At 60.3% G+C, this 16,521-nt stretch carries 14 protein-coding genes; 9 read left to right on the plus strand and 5 right to left on the minus strand.

Annotation, left to right across the window (positions count from 1 at the left end):
• Positions 1-98: 98 nt before the first annotated feature.
• The gene (locus ACS5Q8_RS08020) at positions 99-1,883 is read left to right on the plus strand and encodes an ABC transporter ATP-binding protein/permease (RefSeq protein WP_276197033.1); all 1,785 of its coding nucleotides are present in this window, start codon (positions 99-101) and stop codon (positions 1,881-1,883) included.
• Positions 1,884-1,947: 64 nt separating this feature from the next.
• On the opposite strand, the gene ACS5Q8_RS08025 is transcribed toward ACS5Q8_RS08020, so the two are convergent.
• Positions 1,948-3,876, minus strand: a complete 1,929-nt coding sequence (locus ACS5Q8_RS08025) for a transglycosylase SLT domain-containing protein (RefSeq protein WP_276197034.1) — start codon at positions 3,874-3,876, stop codon at positions 1,948-1,950.
• A 213-nt stretch (positions 3,877-4,089) separates the two neighbouring features.
• Between ACS5Q8_RS08025 and ACS5Q8_RS08030 the strand changes: the two genes are divergently transcribed.
• On the plus strand, positions 4,090-6,009 hold the full coding sequence (locus ACS5Q8_RS08030) for an ATP-binding cassette domain-containing protein (protein WP_276197035.1): 1,920 nt from the start codon (positions 4,090-4,092) through the stop codon (positions 6,007-6,009).
• 118 nt (positions 6,010-6,127) lie between these two features.
• Here the strand turns inward: ACS5Q8_RS08030 and ACS5Q8_RS08035 are convergent, their stop codons facing one another.
• Positions 6,128-6,565: a universal stress protein gene (locus tag ACS5Q8_RS08035; RefSeq protein ID WP_276197036.1), complete on the minus strand. Its 438-nt coding sequence runs from the start codon at positions 6,563-6,565 to the stop codon at positions 6,128-6,130.
• 105 nt (positions 6,566-6,670) lie between these two features.
• Here ACS5Q8_RS08035 and ACS5Q8_RS08040 point away from each other — a divergent pair, with 105 nt between their 5' ends.
• The gene (locus ACS5Q8_RS08040; protein WP_276197037.1) at positions 6,671-7,108 is read left to right on the plus strand and encodes a hypothetical protein; all 438 of its coding nucleotides are present in this window, start codon (positions 6,671-6,673) and stop codon (positions 7,106-7,108) included.
• A gap of 110 nt (positions 7,109-7,218) precedes the next feature.
• Here the strand turns inward: ACS5Q8_RS08040 and ACS5Q8_RS08045 are convergent, their stop codons facing one another.
• Positions 7,219-7,584 (minus strand): hypothetical protein, encoded by a 366-nt coding sequence (locus ACS5Q8_RS08045; RefSeq protein ID WP_443697073.1) that lies wholly within the window; start codon positions 7,582-7,584, stop codon positions 7,219-7,221.
• A gap of 17 nt (positions 7,585-7,601) precedes the next feature.
• Here ACS5Q8_RS08045 and fadB point away from each other — a divergent pair, with 17 nt between their 5' ends.
• From fadB to ACS5Q8_RS08075, 6 genes are all read left to right on the plus strand, one after another.
• Positions 7,602-9,749 carry a fatty acid oxidation complex subunit alpha FadB gene (gene fadB, locus ACS5Q8_RS08050; RefSeq protein WP_443697072.1) on the plus strand — a complete coding sequence of 716 codons (2,148 nt, stop codon included), beginning with the start codon at positions 7,602-7,604 and terminating at the stop codon, positions 9,747-9,749.
• 29 nt (positions 9,750-9,778) lie between these two features.
• Positions 9,779-10,954 (plus strand): acetyl-CoA C-acyltransferase FadA, encoded by a 1,176-nt coding sequence (fadA, locus tag ACS5Q8_RS08055; RefSeq protein ID WP_276197039.1) that lies wholly within the window; start codon positions 9,779-9,781, stop codon positions 10,952-10,954.
• A gap of 97 nt (positions 10,955-11,051) precedes the next feature.
• Positions 11,052-11,288, plus strand: coding sequence for a DUF1653 domain-containing protein (locus ACS5Q8_RS08060; RefSeq protein ID WP_010563748.1), 237 nt, complete (start codon positions 11,052-11,054; stop codon positions 11,286-11,288).
• Positions 11,289-11,402: 114 nt separating this feature from the next.
• Positions 11,403-14,024: a type I DNA topoisomerase gene (gene topA / locus ACS5Q8_RS08065; protein WP_276197040.1), complete on the plus strand. Its 2,622-nt coding sequence runs from the start codon at positions 11,403-11,405 to the stop codon at positions 14,022-14,024.
• A 126-nt stretch (positions 14,025-14,150) separates the two neighbouring features.
• On the plus strand, positions 14,151-14,672 hold the full coding sequence (locus tag ACS5Q8_RS08070) for a DUF6586 family protein (RefSeq protein WP_276197041.1): 522 nt from the start codon (positions 14,151-14,153) through the stop codon (positions 14,670-14,672).
• A 177-nt stretch (positions 14,673-14,849) separates the two neighbouring features.
• Positions 14,850-15,083 (plus strand): hypothetical protein, encoded by a 234-nt coding sequence (locus tag ACS5Q8_RS08075; protein WP_053255041.1) that lies wholly within the window; start codon positions 14,850-14,852, stop codon positions 15,081-15,083.
• 117 nt (positions 15,084-15,200) lie between these two features.
• Here the strand turns inward: ACS5Q8_RS08075 and sulA are convergent, their stop codons facing one another.
• Together sulA and lexA are read right to left on the minus strand one after the other, a co-directional pair.
• On the minus strand, positions 15,201-15,674 hold the full coding sequence (gene sulA, locus ACS5Q8_RS08080) for an SOS-induced cell division inhibitor SulA (RefSeq protein ID WP_276197042.1): 474 nt from the start codon (positions 15,672-15,674) through the stop codon (positions 15,201-15,203).
• Between the two features lie 10 nt (positions 15,675-15,684).
• The gene (gene lexA, locus ACS5Q8_RS08085) at positions 15,685-16,293 is read right to left on the minus strand and encodes a transcriptional repressor LexA (RefSeq protein ID WP_247401992.1); all 609 of its coding nucleotides are present in this window, start codon (positions 16,291-16,293) and stop codon (positions 15,685-15,687) included.
• Positions 16,294-16,521: the final 228 nt, after the last annotated feature.

A 16,521-nucleotide genomic window follows, 5' to 3' on the forward strand; every position in this document is an offset into this window, starting at 1 on the left:
AGGGCGCAGGGTGGGCGGGCATAATTAACCTGACTCATTGTTATTTACCCAAGTTCCCCCAATGTTATCTGCAGGTTCCTATCTCCCATCATCAGGTGATGCCCTCCATGTTCTCAGTCCGTCAACGCCGCGCGATTCGCCTCGCCAGCCGCTTCATTGCGCCCTACCGCTGGCAGGCGTTCGGTGCGTTGGTGGCGCTGATCGTCACCGCGGGTATCACCTTGTCCATGGGGCAGGGCATTCGCCTGCTGGTGGACCAGGGGTTCATGACCCAGTCACCGCACTTGCTCAACCAGTCTATCGGCCTGTTCATGATCCTGGTGCTGGGCCTGGCCGTCGGCACGTTTGCGCGGTTTTACCTGGTGTCGTGGATCGGCGAGCGGGTGGTGGCTGACATTCGCCGGCAGGTGTTCAATCACCTGATCTACCTGCATCCGGGTTTTTATGAAAACAACCGCAGCTCGGAGATCCAGTCGCGGTTGACCACCGACACCACCCTGTTGCAATCGGTGATCGGCTCCTCGTTGTCGCTGTTCCTGCGCAACGCCTTGATGGTCATCGGTGGCATCGTGCTGCTGTTTGTCACCAATCCCAAGCTCACCAGCATCGTTGTGGTGGCGCTGCCGTTGGTGCTGGCGCCGATCCTGATTTTCGGCCGCCGCGTGCGCAGCCTGTCGCGCTTGAGCCAGGACCGCATTGCCGACGTCGGCAGCTACGTGTCCGAGACGCTCGGCCAGATCAAGACCGTGCAGGCCTATAACCACCAGGCACAGGACGAACAACGCTTTGCCGTGACCGTAGAGGACGCTTTCGCCACGGCGCGCAAACGCATCGCCCAGCGCGCCTGGCTGATCACCCTGGTGATCATGCTGGTGCTCGGTGCTGTTGGGGTGATGCTGTGGGTCGGCGGCATGGACGTGATCAGCGGGCGCATTTCCGGCGGCGAGCTGGCGGCGTTTGTGTTTTACAGCCTGATCGTCGGCAGCGCCGTCGGCACGTTGAGCGAAGTGCTCGGCGAGTTGCAGCGCGCCGCCGGTGCGGCGGAGCGAATCGGCGAGTTGCTGCAGTCGAATAACGAGATCCAGGCGCCCGCCAGCGGCACCGTGCAGTTACCAGACCGCGTCAGCGGCCGCATGGAGCTGCAAGACCTGCGCTTTTCCTACCCCTCGCGGCCGGACACTTACGCCATCGACGGTTTGAACCTGATCATCAATCCCGGTGAAACCCTGGCGCTGGTGGGGCCGTCGGGGGCTGGCAAGTCGACAATTTTTGATCTGCTGCTGCGCTTTTATGATCCCCAGCACGGTCGCATCCTGCTCGAAGGCCACCCGCTGACCGAACTCGACCCCCAGGACCTGCGTCGCCACTTCGCCCTGGTGTCCCAGAGCCCGGCGCTGTTCTTCGGCAGCGTTGAGGACAACATCCGCTACGGCAACCCGACCGCCACCCGCGAGCAGGTCGAAGCCGCCGCGCGCATCGCCCATGCCCACGACTTCATCCTGCAAATGCCGGATGGTTACCAGACCCACCTCGGCGACGCCGGCATGGGCCTCTCCGGCGGCCAACGGCAACGCCTGGCGATCGCCCGCGCGTTGCTGGTGGACGCGCCGATTCTGCTGCTGGACGAAGCCACCAGCGCCCTCGACGCGCAGAGTGAACACCTGATCCAGCAGGCGCTGCCGCAACTGATGCACGGCCGCACCACGCTGGTTATCGCGCATCGCCTGGCGACGGTGAAGCATGCGGACCGGATCGCGGTGATGGACCAGGGCAAGCTGGTGGCGATCGGCACGCATCAGCAGTTGATCGCGAGTAATCCGCTGTATGCGCGGTTGGCGGCGTTGCAGTTCAGCGATGGCGTGGAGGAACAGGCTTCACACTGAAATCACCGTGCATAAAAAATGCCCGCATCGTTCGATGCGGGCATTTTTGTGTGTGCGTCAGGCTTTATTGATCATCGAAATACCGCTCATGCCAGTCCACCAACGGCTGTGGCGAATTGAGCTTCTGCCCGTAGATCACCGAATAAGACAGCACGTTCTGCACATACTGGCGGGTTTCGTCGAACGGGATGCTTTCCACCCACACGTCGAAACTCAGGTGATCGGCACCGCGCAGCCACTGGCGCACGCGGCCGGGGCCGGCGTTGTAGGCGGCGGAAGCGAGGACGCGGTTACCGTTGAATTGGCTATGCACCTGGCTCAGGTAAGCAGCACCGAGCTGGATGTTTTTGTCCGGGTCGAGCACCTGGGCCGGGGAGGCCAGCGGGATGCTGAACTTGCGCGCGGTGTCTCTGGCGGTGCCGGGCATCAGTTGCATCAGGCCGCTGGCGCCGACGCCGGAGCGGGCGTCGTCCATGAACGCGCTTTCCTGGCGGGTGATGGCAAACACCCAGCTTGAATGCAGGCCGCGGACCTTGGCTTCGCGCACCAGAGTGTCGCGGTGGGCCATCGGGAAACGGATGTCGAGGTCATCCCAGTACTGCGCCTGGCTGATGGTGCGGATCGCCGGGAAGTACCACTTCATGTCGTAGGCCAGCCTGGCCTGGGCGACCATTTCGTCGCGGTTGAAGTGACGGCTGACGTGGTACCACTCGCGCCGGCCGTCCACCACCTGGCCACGTGCATAGAATTCCAGGGCCCGCCGCACGCCGGGGGTATTGCGCACTTTGTTGATCAGCGCCGGGCTCATCAACAGCGGCTTGTTGATCAACTGGTAGGGTGCTTTGGAGCGGTCAGCGGCGAGGAAACCGTAGAAGTCCCGCTCCCGCGACAGGTTTTTGTACAGCACCAGGGCTTGCGGGTTTTTCGGCTCGGCCAATTCAAGGCTGCGGGCCTGCCAGTAGCGCCAGCGGTTGGTGGTGGCCAAGTCTTGTGGGAGTTTGCGCGTGAGTTGGTAGGCGTCTTCCCAGCGAGCCAGGCGCAACAGCAGGCGCAGGCGCCATTCGGACACGGTGTTGTCGCGCAGTTCGGGGTCGTACTTGGTCATCACCTCAAGGGCGCGTGGGTCAAAGCGCTTGGCCAGGGTCAGGCCGATCTCGCGGGCAATCGCCACTTTTTCGTCACGGGAGAAGTGCATGCTGGTGGCGTAGCCGTCGAGCATGGCCATGGCCTTGTCCGGGTCCTGGCGCGCCAGGCGGCGCAGGCCCAGGCCCACGGCGTCAGACATCGCCTCGGTGGCTGGCAGGAAGCGCGACGGGTCGCTGAGCATCTCGGGCTTTTGCGCCACGTCCACCATCAGGCGGCCTTGGGCGCCGAGGGTCGGCAGGCTTTTCACCAGGCTGTTGGCCAGCGCGTAGTTGCGGGCTTCGGCGGCGAGCTTGGCGCGGTCCCAGATTTTCTGTTCGGTGAGTTGGCCATCTGAGGCCCACTGCGCAAAGGTGGCATCACAGGCCGCCGGTTGGGATTTGCCGGTCAGCCAGAGTTTCTCGGCGGTCTTGTAGCCTTCGGCCTTCAGATTGTGCGTGAGCTGGAACTGGCCATGCAGGCAATCCAGTTCGACGAAATTGAGCTTGGGGTCGTAGTACTTTTCAAAGGTCTGCCAGTCGCCACGGTCGGCCAGCCAGCGCAACCAACGCAGCTTCATCCAGTTGGCTTGGGGCAGGTCGCCGTTTTTGGCGAGGAATTGTTCGATTTCCTCGTTGCTGGCGGTCTTCAGGCGGGCGGTCAATTCGTCGTAGGCCAGGTATGGCGTCAGCGGATAATCGGCGAGGGCCTGGCTGTATTGCATGTACGGCCCGGTATCGCCCTTGGCCAGGGCGCGTTTGGCCTCATCGTAATATTGACGTTGGGTGGTGATGTCCACGGCCAGGGCGGATTGAGCGGCAGTGGCGGTAAGAAGCAGACAAGATAAAAAGTTGAAAAGGCGACTGCGCATGAGACGTCCGTGCAGAGAAATCACGACTAGCGCCGGCACTGCCGACACTCATTACCCCTAGCTTAGCCTTTTGCCTGCGGCCGGTGAAAGCTTTGCTGACCGGTTCGTTCAAGTTCGCCGAAATTGTCCTACAGAACGCGTCAGTAGCGAAAATGCCGGCCGCATCCCACCCTCAACTCAGGTAGAATGCGCGCCCAGTTTTTGGAGAAGCGTATGACCCTGCTCAAATTCAGCGATGTGTCCCTTGCTTTCGGCGCTATGCCGTTGTTGGACAAGGTGTCCTGGCAGATCGCCCGTGGTGAGCGGGTGTGCATCATCGGCCGCAACGGCACCGGTAAATCCAGCATGATGAAGCTGGTAAAGGGCGACCAGAAGCCCGATGAAGGCTCTGTTTGGCGTGCCCCCGGCCTCAAGATTGGTGAATTGCCGCAGGAATTGCCGGTGGCCGACGGACGGACAGTGTTCGACGTGGTCGCCGAAGGCCTCGACGGCGTTGGCGAGTTGCTCGCCCAGTACCATCACCTGGCGCAGAACTGCGTCACCGAAGAAGACCTGGACAAGCTGATGCACGTCCAGCAAGACCTCGAAGCCCGTGACGGCTGGCGCTTGCAGCAACTGGTGGACAGCACCCTGAGCCGCCTGCAACTGCCGGCCGACAAGACCCTCGCCGAATTGTCCGGCGGCTGGCGTCGTCGCGTGCTGCTGGCCCAGGCCCTGGTGTCCGAGCCGGACCTGCTGCTGCTCGACGAACCGACCAACCACCTGGACATCGGCGCGATTGCCTGGCTCGAAGAAGCCCTCAAGGATTTCCAGGGTGCCGTGCTGTTCATCACGCACGACCGGTCCTTCCTGCAGAACCTGGCGACACGCATCCTCGAACTGGACCGTGGTGGCCTGATCGACTGGAACGGCGACTACGCCAGCTTCCTGGTGCACAAGGAGGCCACCCTGGCCGCCGAAGATACCGCCAACGCCTTGTTCGACAAGCGTCTGGCCCAGGAGGAAGTGTGGATTCGCCAGGGTATCAAGGCGCGCCGCACCCGTAACGAAGGCCGTGTACGCGCACTGAAAGCCCTGCGCGTTGAGCGCGGTGAGCGTCGCGAGCGCACCGGCAAGGCCAACATCATGCTGGAAACCGCCGATAAGTCCGGCAAGCAGGTGATGGTGCTGGATAACGTCAGCTTCCATCACCCGGACGGTCCGTTCCTGATCAAGGACTTCTCCATGGTCCTGCAGCGCGGCGACCGCATCGGCCTGCTCGGCGCCAACGGCACCGGCAAGACCACGTTGCTCAAGCTGATGCTCAGCGGCCTGCAGCCGACCAGCGGTAAAGTGGAAGAAGGCACGCGCATCGATGTGGCCTACTTCGACCAGTTGCGTCACCAGTTGGACCTGGAAAAAACCGTGATCGACAACGTCGCCGAAGGCCGCGACTTTATCGATATCGACGGCCAGAGCCGCCATGTGCTGAGCTACCTGGGCGACTTCCTGTTCAGCCCGCAGCGCGCCCGAACGCCGGTCAAGGCCTTGTCCGGTGGTGAGCGCGCGCGCTTGCTGCTGGCCAAGCTGTTCAGTAAGCCGGCCAACTTGCTGGTCCTCGACGAACCGACCAACGACCTCGATGTGGAAACCCTCGAACTGCTGGAAGAGGTGCTGCTGACCTTCAACGGCACCGTGCTGATGGTCAGCCACGACCGGGCATTCCTCGACAACGTGGTCACCAGCACCCTGGTCTTCGAAGGTGAAGGCAAGGTGCGCGAGTACGTCGGTGGTTACCAGGATTGGCTGCGCCAGGGCGGCTCGCCGCGCCTGCTGGGCGTGACCGAGAGCAAGTCCGGCAAGGCCGACTTGAGCTCCGCTGTCGTGGCCCCTGTGGCCGCCGCTGCACCGGCTGCGGAAGCCGCGCCTGCCGCGAAGAAGAAACTCAGCTACAAACTGCAGCGTGAGCTGGAAGCCTTGCCGGGTGACATCGACGCCAAGGAACAGCAGATCGCCGCGGTCGAGGCGGAAATGGCTGACGCGGGTTTCTACCTGCGTCCGGCGGCGGAAACCGCCAAGGTCATCGCATCCCTGGAGACATTGAACCAGGAGCTGGAAGGGCTGGTTGAGCGTTGGGCCGAGCTGGATGCCTGATTGATTCCAGTGCATTAAAAAACCCGGTGTTCATCTGATGAACACCGGGTTTTTTATAGGAGATGAGTTCAAATGTGGGAGCAAGCAAGCCCCCTCCCACATTGGATCTCCACCGGTCTTACGAGCTTTTTACCAGCTTCACCGCCAGCACATCGCACGGTGCGCCGTGCAGTACGTCATTGGCGGTGGAACCCAGCAGCAATGCCAGCCCGTGACGGCCATGGCTGCCGACGACGATCAGGTCGCAGCCCTGTTCCTTGGCCAGGTGATGGATTTCCTGGCGCGGCTGGCCATAGGTCAGGTGGCTCTGATCTTTTTTCAGGCTCGGGTACTTGGCGATCAGGCGCTCAAGGCGTTCCTTGGCTTGATCGAATTGCTGCTGTTGCAATTGAGACAGGTCCATCGGCACGTCGCCGCCAAAGGCCATGGCCATCGGTTCAACGATATGCACCAGGGACAGCGTCGCAGTGTTGCCAGCCAGGTCCACGGCGCGCTTGATCACTGGATCGCACTCTTCGGTCAGGTCGACGGCGACCAGAATATGTTCGTATGACATGGGGCGTTCCTCCAGGGGACTGCAATAAGTTCAGTATGGCTGCTTTCAGGCGGATGGGGTTGCGTCAGGTCAAATCCGCTCATCTAGAAATTCGGGAGTACACATATGACGGTCTGGATAGTGGTGTCAATCCTCGCGGTGGTTTTGAGCCCCCTGGCATGGCTGCGCCCGTCGCGTCATCAGAGCGGGCGCATGGCCCTGCGAATGGAGGCGCGCCGCATGGGCCTGGCGATGCAACTGTCGCCTCAGCAGTGGCCGCACTGGCTCAAGCAGGAGCCACCGAGCCCATGTGCGCAATACCACCGGCCACGGCGCGGCAAGGTTCCTGCGCTATGGAGTTACTGGCAGTTGGAGCCTGGGGTGTGGGTCAACCAATGGCAGGAACAGTGCGTCGATGAGAAGTTGTTGGCGCATTTTGCGACGCTGCCGGCCAACGTCTACAAAGTCGAGGCGGACCGGCAAATGATCGCGTTGTGCTGGGGCGAGAAGGGCGAGGTGAGTGATCTGCAGGCTATTGATGCGTTGCTCAAGGCCCTGGCCTGAACGCCAGGCAATAAAAAGCCCGACATCATCATCGGGCGGGGTTGGCCAGGCAGGCCGGTAACTCTGCGTGTTCCACGCCGGGTATTCATCCAGACGCTTTGACTATTCTTTCATGGCTGCCGCAAGCCTAGCCGGATATCCGGATCTGTACAGCCATTTTCAACATCGTGTTGATTATTGATTTTGTGAATAATTGAATATTGGCGAGGCATGGGCTGCGGGTTTGGGTTCTGAAATGACTGGAAAGTCGCGTTTTTCCTAGCGCTTTCGAGCGATTGACAATTGCCCGGAATTGGATGAAGGTGGCGTACCCAAATCAAACGGGCGTATGAATTGAGCGTTTGTCTGTCAGATGTCTCATACAGAATCCCGACTATCGCATTGGCGGGTGTGCCTGGCGCATTGGGGTGAGCATTGACGAAATTTTCAATGTCCATCCAGAGGCCAGCGTCCAATGTGTACTGTTCAGCTTCCATATCGTGGAGATCAGTTGATGATTTACGAAGGTAAAGCCATCACGGTTAAGGCTCTTGAAAGTGGCATCGTCGAACTGAAATTCGACCTCAAGGGTGAGTCCGTCAACAAGTTCAACCGTCTAACCCTGAACGAACTGCGTCAGGCCGTAGACGCCATCAAAGCAGATGCTTCGGTCAAGGGCGTGATCGTCTCCAGCGGCAAGGACGTGTTTATCGTCGGCGCCGACATCACCGAATTCGTCGAGAGCTTCAAGCTGCCCGATGCCGAGCTGGTGGCTGGCAACCTCGAAGCCAACAAGATTTTCAGCGATTTCGAAGACCTCAACGTGCCGACCGTTGCCGCGATCAACGGCATCGCGCTGGGCGGCGGCCTGGAAATGTGCCTGGCCGCGGATTTCCGCGTCATGTCGGCCACTGCGAAAATCGGCCTGCCAGAAGTCAAGTTGGGCATCTACCCAGGCTTCGGCGGCACCGTGCGCCTGCCGCGCATCATCGGTGCCGATAACGCCATCGAGTGGATCGCCTCCGGCAAGGAAAACAAGGCTGAAGACGCGCTGAAAGTCGGTGCTGTCGATGCCGTGGTTGCTCCGGACAAACTCGCCGAAGCGGCACTGAACCTGATCAAGGGCGCCATCAACGGCGAATTTGACTACAAGGCCAAGCGTCAGCCGAAGCTGGAAAAACTCAAGCTCAACGCCATCGAACAAATGATGGCGTTCGAAACCGCCAAAGGTTTCGTGGCCGGCCAGGCCGGCCCGAACTACCCGGCACCGGTTGAAGCGATCAAGACCATCCAGAAAGCCGCGAACTTCGGTCGCGACAAAGCCCTGGAAGTGGAAGCGGCGGGTTTCGTCAAACTGGCCAAGACCTCTGCTGCCCGCAGCCTGATCGGCTTATTCCTGAACGATCAGGAACTGAAGAAAAAAGCCAAGGCCTACGATGAAGTCGCCAAAGACGTGAAACAGGCCGCCGTACTCGGCGCCGGTATCATGGGCGGCGGTATTGCCTATCAGTCGGCGTCCAAAGGCACGCCGATCCTGATGAAAGACATCAACGAGCACGGCATCGAGCAGGGCCTGGCAGAAGCGGCCAAGCTGCTGGTGGGTCGCGTTGATAAAGGTCGCATGACCGCTGCGAAAATGGCTGAAGTGCTCAACGGCATTCGTCCTACCCTGTCCTACGGCGATTTCGGCCACGTCGATCTGGTGGTCGAAGCGGTTGTCGAAAACCCGAAGGTCAAGCAAGCGGTGCTGGCTGAAGTGGAGGCCCATGTTAAAGACGACACTATCTTGGCGTCCAACACCTCGACCATTTCCATCACGCTGCTGGCCAAGGCCCTTAAGCGTCCGGAAAACTTCGTCGGCATGCACTTCTTCAACCCGGTACACATGATGCCGCTGGTGGAAGTGATCCGTGGCGAGAAGTCCAGCGAACTGGCCGTCGCCACCACCGTTGCCTACGCCAAGAAAATGGGCAAGAACCCGATCGTGGTCAACGACTGCCCGGGCTTCCTGGTCAACCGCGTGCTGTTCCCGTACTTCGGCGGTTTCGCCAAGCTGGTCAGCGCCGGTGTGGACTTTGTGCGTATCGACAAGGTCATGGAAAAATTCGGCTGGCCCATGGGCCCGGCGTACCTGATGGACGTGGTCGGCATCGACACCGGCCACCATGGCCGCGACGTGATGGCTGAAGGCTTCCCGGACCGCATGAAAGACGACCGCCGCTCGGCGATCGACGCGCTCTACGAGGCCAAGCGCCTGGGCCAGAAGAACGGCAAGGGTTTCTACGCCTACGAGACCGACAAGAAGGGCAAGCAGAAGAAAGTGGCCGACCCGTCGGTTCACGAAGTACTCGCGCCGGTCATCTACGAGCAGCGTGAGGTGTCCGACGAGGACATCATCAACTGGATGATGATCGCCCTGTGCCTGGAAACCGTGCGTTGCCTGGAAGACGGCATCGTTGAAACCGCAGCCGAAGCCGACATGGGCCTGGTGTACGGTATTGGTTTCCCTCCATTCCGTGGTGGTGCGCTGCGTTACATCGACTCGATCGGTGTGGCCGAGTTCGTTGCCCTGGCTGATCAATACGCTGATTTGGGCCCGCTGTACCACCCGACCGCGAAGCTGCGTGAGATGGCCAAGAATGGCCAGAGCTTCTTCGGTTAAGCGTCCCATACACTTGAGCGAGAATATTTATGAGCTTGAATCCAAGAGACGTCGTGATTGTCGACTTCGGTCGCACGCCGATGGGCCGCTCCAAGGGCGGCATGCACCGCAACACCCGCGCCGAAGACATGTCGGCGCACCTGATCAGCAAATTGTTGGAGCGTAACGTCAAGGTCGACCCGAACGAAGTCGAAGACGTGATCTGGGGTTGCGTCAACCAGACCCTGGAGCAGGGCTGGAACATCGCGCGTATGGCCTCGTTGCTGACCCAGATCCCGCACACTGCGGCCGCCCAGACGGTCAGCCGCCTGTGTGGCTCGTCGATGAGCGCGCTGCACACTGCCGCCCAGGCGATCATGACCGGCAACGGTGATGTATTCGTGATCGGTGGTGTGGAGCACATGGGCCACGTCAGCATGATGCACGGCGTCGACCCTAACCCGCACATGTCGCTGTACGCGGCAAAAGCCTCGGGCATGATGGGCCTCACCGCGGAAATGCTCGGCAAGATGCACGGCATTACCCGTGAAGCCCAGGACGCGTTCGCCGTGCGCTCCCACCAACTCGCCCACAAGGCGACCGTGGAAGGCAAGTTCAAGGATGAAATCATCCCGATGAACGGCTACGACGAGAACGGTTTCCTGAAACTGTTCGATTACGACGAAACCATTCGTCCGGACACCACCCTGGAAAGCCTGGCCGCCTTGAAACCGGCGTTCAATCCAAAGGGCGGCACCGTGACAGCGGGTACTTCGTCGCAAATCACCGACGGTGCTTCGTGCATGATCGTGATGTCGGCGCAGCGTGCCCAGGACCTGGGTATCCAGCCGATGGCGGTGATTCGTTCGATGGCAGTCGCGGGTGTGGACCCGGCGATCATGGGCTATGGTCCAGTACCGGCGACACAAAAAGCCTTGAAACGCGCAGGCCTGACCATCGCCGATATCGACTTCTTCGAGCTCAACGAAGCGTTCGCCGCACAGGCCCTGCCAGTGCTGAAAGATTTGAAAGTGCTCGACAAGATGAACGAGAAGGTTAACCTGCACGGCGGCGCGATTGCCCTGGGCCACCCGTTCGGTTGCTCCGGTGCGCGTATCTCCGGCACTTTGCTCAACGTGATGAAGCAAAATGGCGGCAACCTTGGGGTTGCAACCATGTGCATTGGTCTCGGCCAAGGCATTTCCACCGTCTTCGAACGCCTCTAAGCGTTTAGTTGACGGAAGCCGGGGCCCAGTGCCCCGGTTTTTGTTTTTCGGTATGTTTATTATTTTTTTTTAACAAAATTTGTAAGGTGGCCAGAGCATGAAAGTCGAACCAGGGCTCTACCAACATTATAAAGGTCCGCAGTACCGCGTTTTTAATGTGGCGCGGCACTCCGAGACCGAAGAAGAAGTGGTGTTCTACCAAGCACTGTATGGCGATTACGGCTTTTGGGTGCGCCCTTTGAGCATGTTCCTCGAATCCGTCGAAGTTGACGGCGAACAGGTCCCGCGCTTTGCTTTGGTACAGGCCGAACCCAGTCTTTTTTCAGGGCAATAACGGCAGGCCGCGCAGAATGCTGCGCTTGACCTCACCCTGTTGCCACTATATATAGCGTTGCCGCGTCAGGCGCCAACTGCCTTTCACTTCTCGAATTCAGGAATTTTCCGATCCATGGGCAAATCGCTGGTCATTGTGGAATCCCCGGCTAAGGCCAAGACCATCAACAAGTACTTGGGTAACGAGTACGTGGTGAAGTCGAGTATCGGCCATATCCGAGACCTGCCCACCAGCGGTTCGGCTAGCGCCAGCAAGGAGCCAGCCGCCAAGCGCGGCAAGGCGGCTGCGGGCGAAGGTCCGGTACTCACGCCTAAAGAGAAAGCGCGCAAGCAGCTGGTCTCGCGCATGGGTGTGGACCCGGAACATGGCTGGAAGGCCAAGTACGAAATCCTTCCGGGCAAGGAAAAGGTCATCGAAGAGCTGCGCCGGCTCGCCAAAGATGCCGACACCATCTATCTCGCAACGGACTTGGACCGCGAAGGGGAAGCCATTGCCTGGCACCTGCGGGAAGCCATCGGCGGTGATGACAGCCGCTACAAGCGTGTGGTGTTCAACGAAATCACCAAGAAAGCCATCCAGGAAGCCTTCTCCAAGCCGGGCGAACTGGATATCGACCGTGTCAACGCCCAGCAGGCCCGTCGTTTCCTCGACCGCGTCGTGGGTTACATGGTTTCGCCACTGCTGTGGGCCAAGATTGCCCGTGGCCTGTCCGCCGGCCGTGTGCAATCGGTAGCGGTCAAGCTGGTGGTAGAGCGTGAGCGCGAAATTCGTGCGTTCAACCCCGAAGAGTATTGGGAAGTCCACGCGGACCTCGGTACCGCCAAGGGCAACAACGTGCGTTTCGAAGTGGCCCGCGAGAAAGGCGAGGCCTTCAAGCCGCTGAACGAAGCCCAGGCCATGGCTGCGCTGGAGAAGCTCAAGTCTTCCAGCTACAGCATCGTCAAGCGCGAAGACAAGCCGACCAGTAGCAAGCCGTCGGCGCCGTTCATCACGTCCACCCTGCAACAGGCCGCCAGTAACCGCCTGGGCTTCGGCGTGAAGAAAACCATGATGATGGCCCAGCGTCTGTACGAAGCCGGCTACATCACCTATATGCGTACCGACTCCACCAACCTGTCGCAAGACGCGGTGGCGATGGCGCGCACTTATATTGAAAGCGAGTTCGGCAAGAAGTACCTGCCGGAAAACCCGAACGTCTACAGCAGCAAAGAAGGCGCCCAAGAGGCTCACGAAGCGATTCGTCCTTCCGACGCCAACACCGAGCCGAGTAAGCTGACCGGCATGGAGCGTGACGCTGAGCGTCTCTACGAGCTCATCTGGCGCCAGTTCCTGGCCTGCCAGATGCTGCCGGCGCAATACCTGTCCACCACCGTCAGTGTGGGCGCAGGCGACTTCGAGCTGCGTGCCAAAGGCCGTATCCTCAAGTTCGACGGCTACACCCGCGTGATGCCGCAAATCGCCAAGCCAGGCGACGACGATGTGCTGCCGGACATGGCCCAGGGTGACACGTTGAAGCTGATCAAGCTCGACCCGTCCCAGCATTTCACCAAGCCGCCGGCGCGTTATTCGGAAGCCAGCCTGGTGAAGGAGATGGAGAAACGCGGTATCGGTCGTCCTTCGACCTATGCGGCGATCATCTCCACCATCCAGGACCGTGGCTACGTGGCGCTGCACAACCGTCGTTTCTATTCGGAAAAGATGGGCGACATCGTCACCGAGCGTCTGTCCGAGAGCTTCTCCAACCTGATGGACTACGGCTTCACTGCCGGCATGGAAGAGAACCTCGACGACGTGGCCCACGGCGAGCGCGACTGGAAGAGCGTACTCGACGAGTTCTACGGCGACTTCAAGAAGAAGCTCGAAGTGGCCGAAAGCCCGGACAGCGGCATGCGTGCCAACCAGCCGGTGATGACCGACATCCCGTGCCTGACCTGCGGCCGGCCGATGCAGATTCGTACCGCGTCCACCGGCGTATTCCTCGGTTGCTCGGGCTACAGCCTGCCGCCGAAAGAACGCTGCAAGGCCACCGTCAACCTGGTGCCGGGCGATGAAATCGCCGCCGACGACGAGGGTGAATCCGAATCGCTGGTCCTGCGTGGCAAGCACCGTTGCCCGATCTGCAGCACGGCGATGGATGCCTACCTGTTGGACGAGAAGCACAAGTTGCACATCTGCGGTAACAACCCGGATTGCGACGGCTACGAGATCGAAGAGGGCAGCTACCGCATCAAAGGCTACGAAGGCCCGAGCCTGGAATGCGACAAGTGCGGCAGCGAGATGCAGCTCAAGACCGGCCGTTTCGGCAAGTTCTTCGGGTGCACCAACGCGACGTGCAAGAACACCCGCAAACTGCTGAAAAGCGGTGATGCGGCGCCGCCGAAGATGGACCCGGTGAAGATGCCTGAGCTCAAGTGCGAGAAGGTCAACGACACCTACATCCTGCGTGATGGCGCTTCGGGGCTGTTCCTGGCTGCCAGCCAGTTCCCGAAAAACCGCGAGACCCGTGCGCCGCTGGTGCTGGAGATCGCGCCGCACAAGGATGAGATCGATCCGAAGTACCACTTCCTGTGTGAAGCGCCGAAGAAGGACCCGGACGGTCGCCCGGCCGTGATCCGCTACAGCCGCAAGACCAAGGAGCAGTACATACAGTCCGAAGTGGACGGTAAGCCTACCGGTTGGAAGGCGTTCTACGACGGCGGCAAGTGGAAGGTCGAGGACAAGCGCCAGGGCGCTTGATCCGTTAAGCTGCGAAAAACAAAGGCCGCCTGCCCAGGCGGCCTTTTTTTGCCCTTGCAGTGGGCTTGGCTGATCCGTGACACTGTTGAGCCAGCATCACGCCTATTCGTTGTGGAGATTGCCGTCATGGCCAACGAACTCTATACCCGTACCAATCAGAAAATTTACTTCGCGGGTTTGTCCCTGGAAGCCCTTGGCCGTGCCGAGGAAGGGAAGGAGATGAACGCCATTGCGCTGGTCCAGGCGGGGCGTGAGGCGGCCTTGTTTCACCTCTACGGCGCCTTGCTGGGGCTGTGTCATGAAATCGCCGGGTTCTACCGTTTACCCCAGGCCGGTTCGCCGCGTGCGGAAATGATCATGAATCGCGAAGTGCTGGACGCCATGGCGATTCCTGAGCTCGCCGAGCTGGTGGAAATGGCGCAAAGCCCCGACAGTTGGGTAGCGCGCCTGCTCAAAGCGCATGCCGATATGTTCCAGCCGCCACGTGTTCCTCATGTCCCCAAGGGCGATGTGACCCAGCCGTTGATCGTGGCGCTGGCGCTGGAAGAGGATGAGCCGAAGCCGTTGAGCCGCGAAGAGCTGGAAGGCTGGCGCCAAGCGCTGAAAAAGATGGCGCTGCGTTTTCGCGAAGGTTTGAACGAGTGCTGAGCTAAGTTATCTGCCAATTGCTCTGGGCAATGTGGGAGCAGGCAAACCAGCTCCCACCGCGGTAGCGGTGATCCAACGGACACCATTCATCCAGCCGTAAAGAAACCTCGCCAGATCCTCTGCGAGGTCCGGCAGATGACTGATATAATCCCGGCCTTTCGTGGAGAATAGACTTTTATGCCGACGTCCTTTCTGGAAATTGTTGAATTGCCTGACGGCCGAATCGAGCTGCGCCGGGCTGAGGACGAGGGTTCTCTGGTTATCTTGGACTTTTCCGAGGACGCCAAGGCGTTCCTGCAAGGCCAGCACGTGGAAGTGGCAAAAGCCATGTTGAGCGTTGGTGTGCAGATGGCTGGCCGCCTGGCGGAAGGCGAACCGGAGAAGGACGACGGTCCACGGGTTCTGCACTGAGTCTCGCTGGTCGCTTTTTCGGCTGTATGTTGCAGATCGGCTTCTCAGCCTGAAGAAGCCTCGCGTCGATCGCGGGCACTGACCAAGGTCAGCTAGCCGCGAGTCTGACTGTTGCATTTACCCCAAACGAATATTCAAGCTCTGTGCATCGCCAGTGCGCGCTGCACTGATCAACTGCTGCTTGGCGTTCGCATTCAGCGGGTTCAACCAGCTCACGACCGTATGGCTGCGGCCCAGGCGCAGGGCTTCGCAGGTCAACTGCTGCGCGCTTTGCGCTCCGCGTGGTTGTAGCAACAGGATGCGCTCTCGGTTGAGGCCGGCATCCCGCAGCCAGGCTTGGGTCAGGCTGGCGGGCGGGGCGATCAGCGTCAACCAGCGTGCATCCTGTTCCTGGCTCAGTTCGCGAAGGATCGGCGCCAGCAGGCTCAGGCAGCTCCCGGCCGCACCGCGCAACGACAGTTCACTGAACGCCTCAGGCTCGGCGCACCAGGGCGCCTCGACCGTTTCCTTGAGGATGGGCGCAAGGGGTTGGGCCATAAAGGCCTCGAACAGCGACAGTTGTGTGTGTTGGGGTGTGTGCACGAGCTGCATGATGCCTCCTTTAGCGGCGAATGACGCCGACGCTCAGGCCTTCGATCACCAGGTCCTGGTCTTTCAGGTTGACTTCAATCGGGGCGAACTCAGGGTTCTCGGCCAGGAGCCAGACCTTGCTGCCTTCGCGCTTGAAGCGTTTGACGGTGACTTCGTCACCGATACGGGCGACGACGATCTGGCCATTACGGGCTTCACGAGTGGTGTGGACAGCCAACAGGTCTCCGTCGAAAATGCCCACGTCCTTCATGCTCATGCCATGGACCCGCAACAGGTAGTCGGCGCGAGGATGGAAGAAGGTCGGGTTGATGTTGCAGGACTCCTCGACGTGCTGCTGCGCCAGGATCGGCGCACCGGCAGCGACGCGGCCGATGATCGGCAGGGTCGATTCGTCGGCCTTGGCTTCGAAACCGGGGATACGAATGCCCCGCGAAGCGCCCGGGGTCATCTCGATCGCGCCTTTGCGAGCGAGGGCCTTGAGGTGTTCTTCGGCGGCGTTGGGGGATTTGAACCCCAGTTCCAGCGCAATTTCCGCGCGCGTCGGCGGGTAGCCGTTGTCGTCGAGGCAGCGCTTGATAAAAGCCAGAATCTCAGCTTGGCGTGGCGTCAGTTTTATCATGTTGATCGCTCTGTCTTTTTATACAGTGACTGGGATTATATACAGTGAACTGCGCTTGGCAATCATCCTTTTTTTTGCGTCCGCTGGACGGTCATTCGTTATCCCTCTTACAAGGTAGAGACAGCGCTGCCTACAGAGTTGAACGGATGTGATTTAATAGCGCTCAAATAGATGACTGCCCGGCCGGAAAGCGAACCCACAGGCTTGACAAGACACAACCTGAAACGT

The organism is Pseudomonas sp. PAMC25584, from assembly GCF_058135675.1.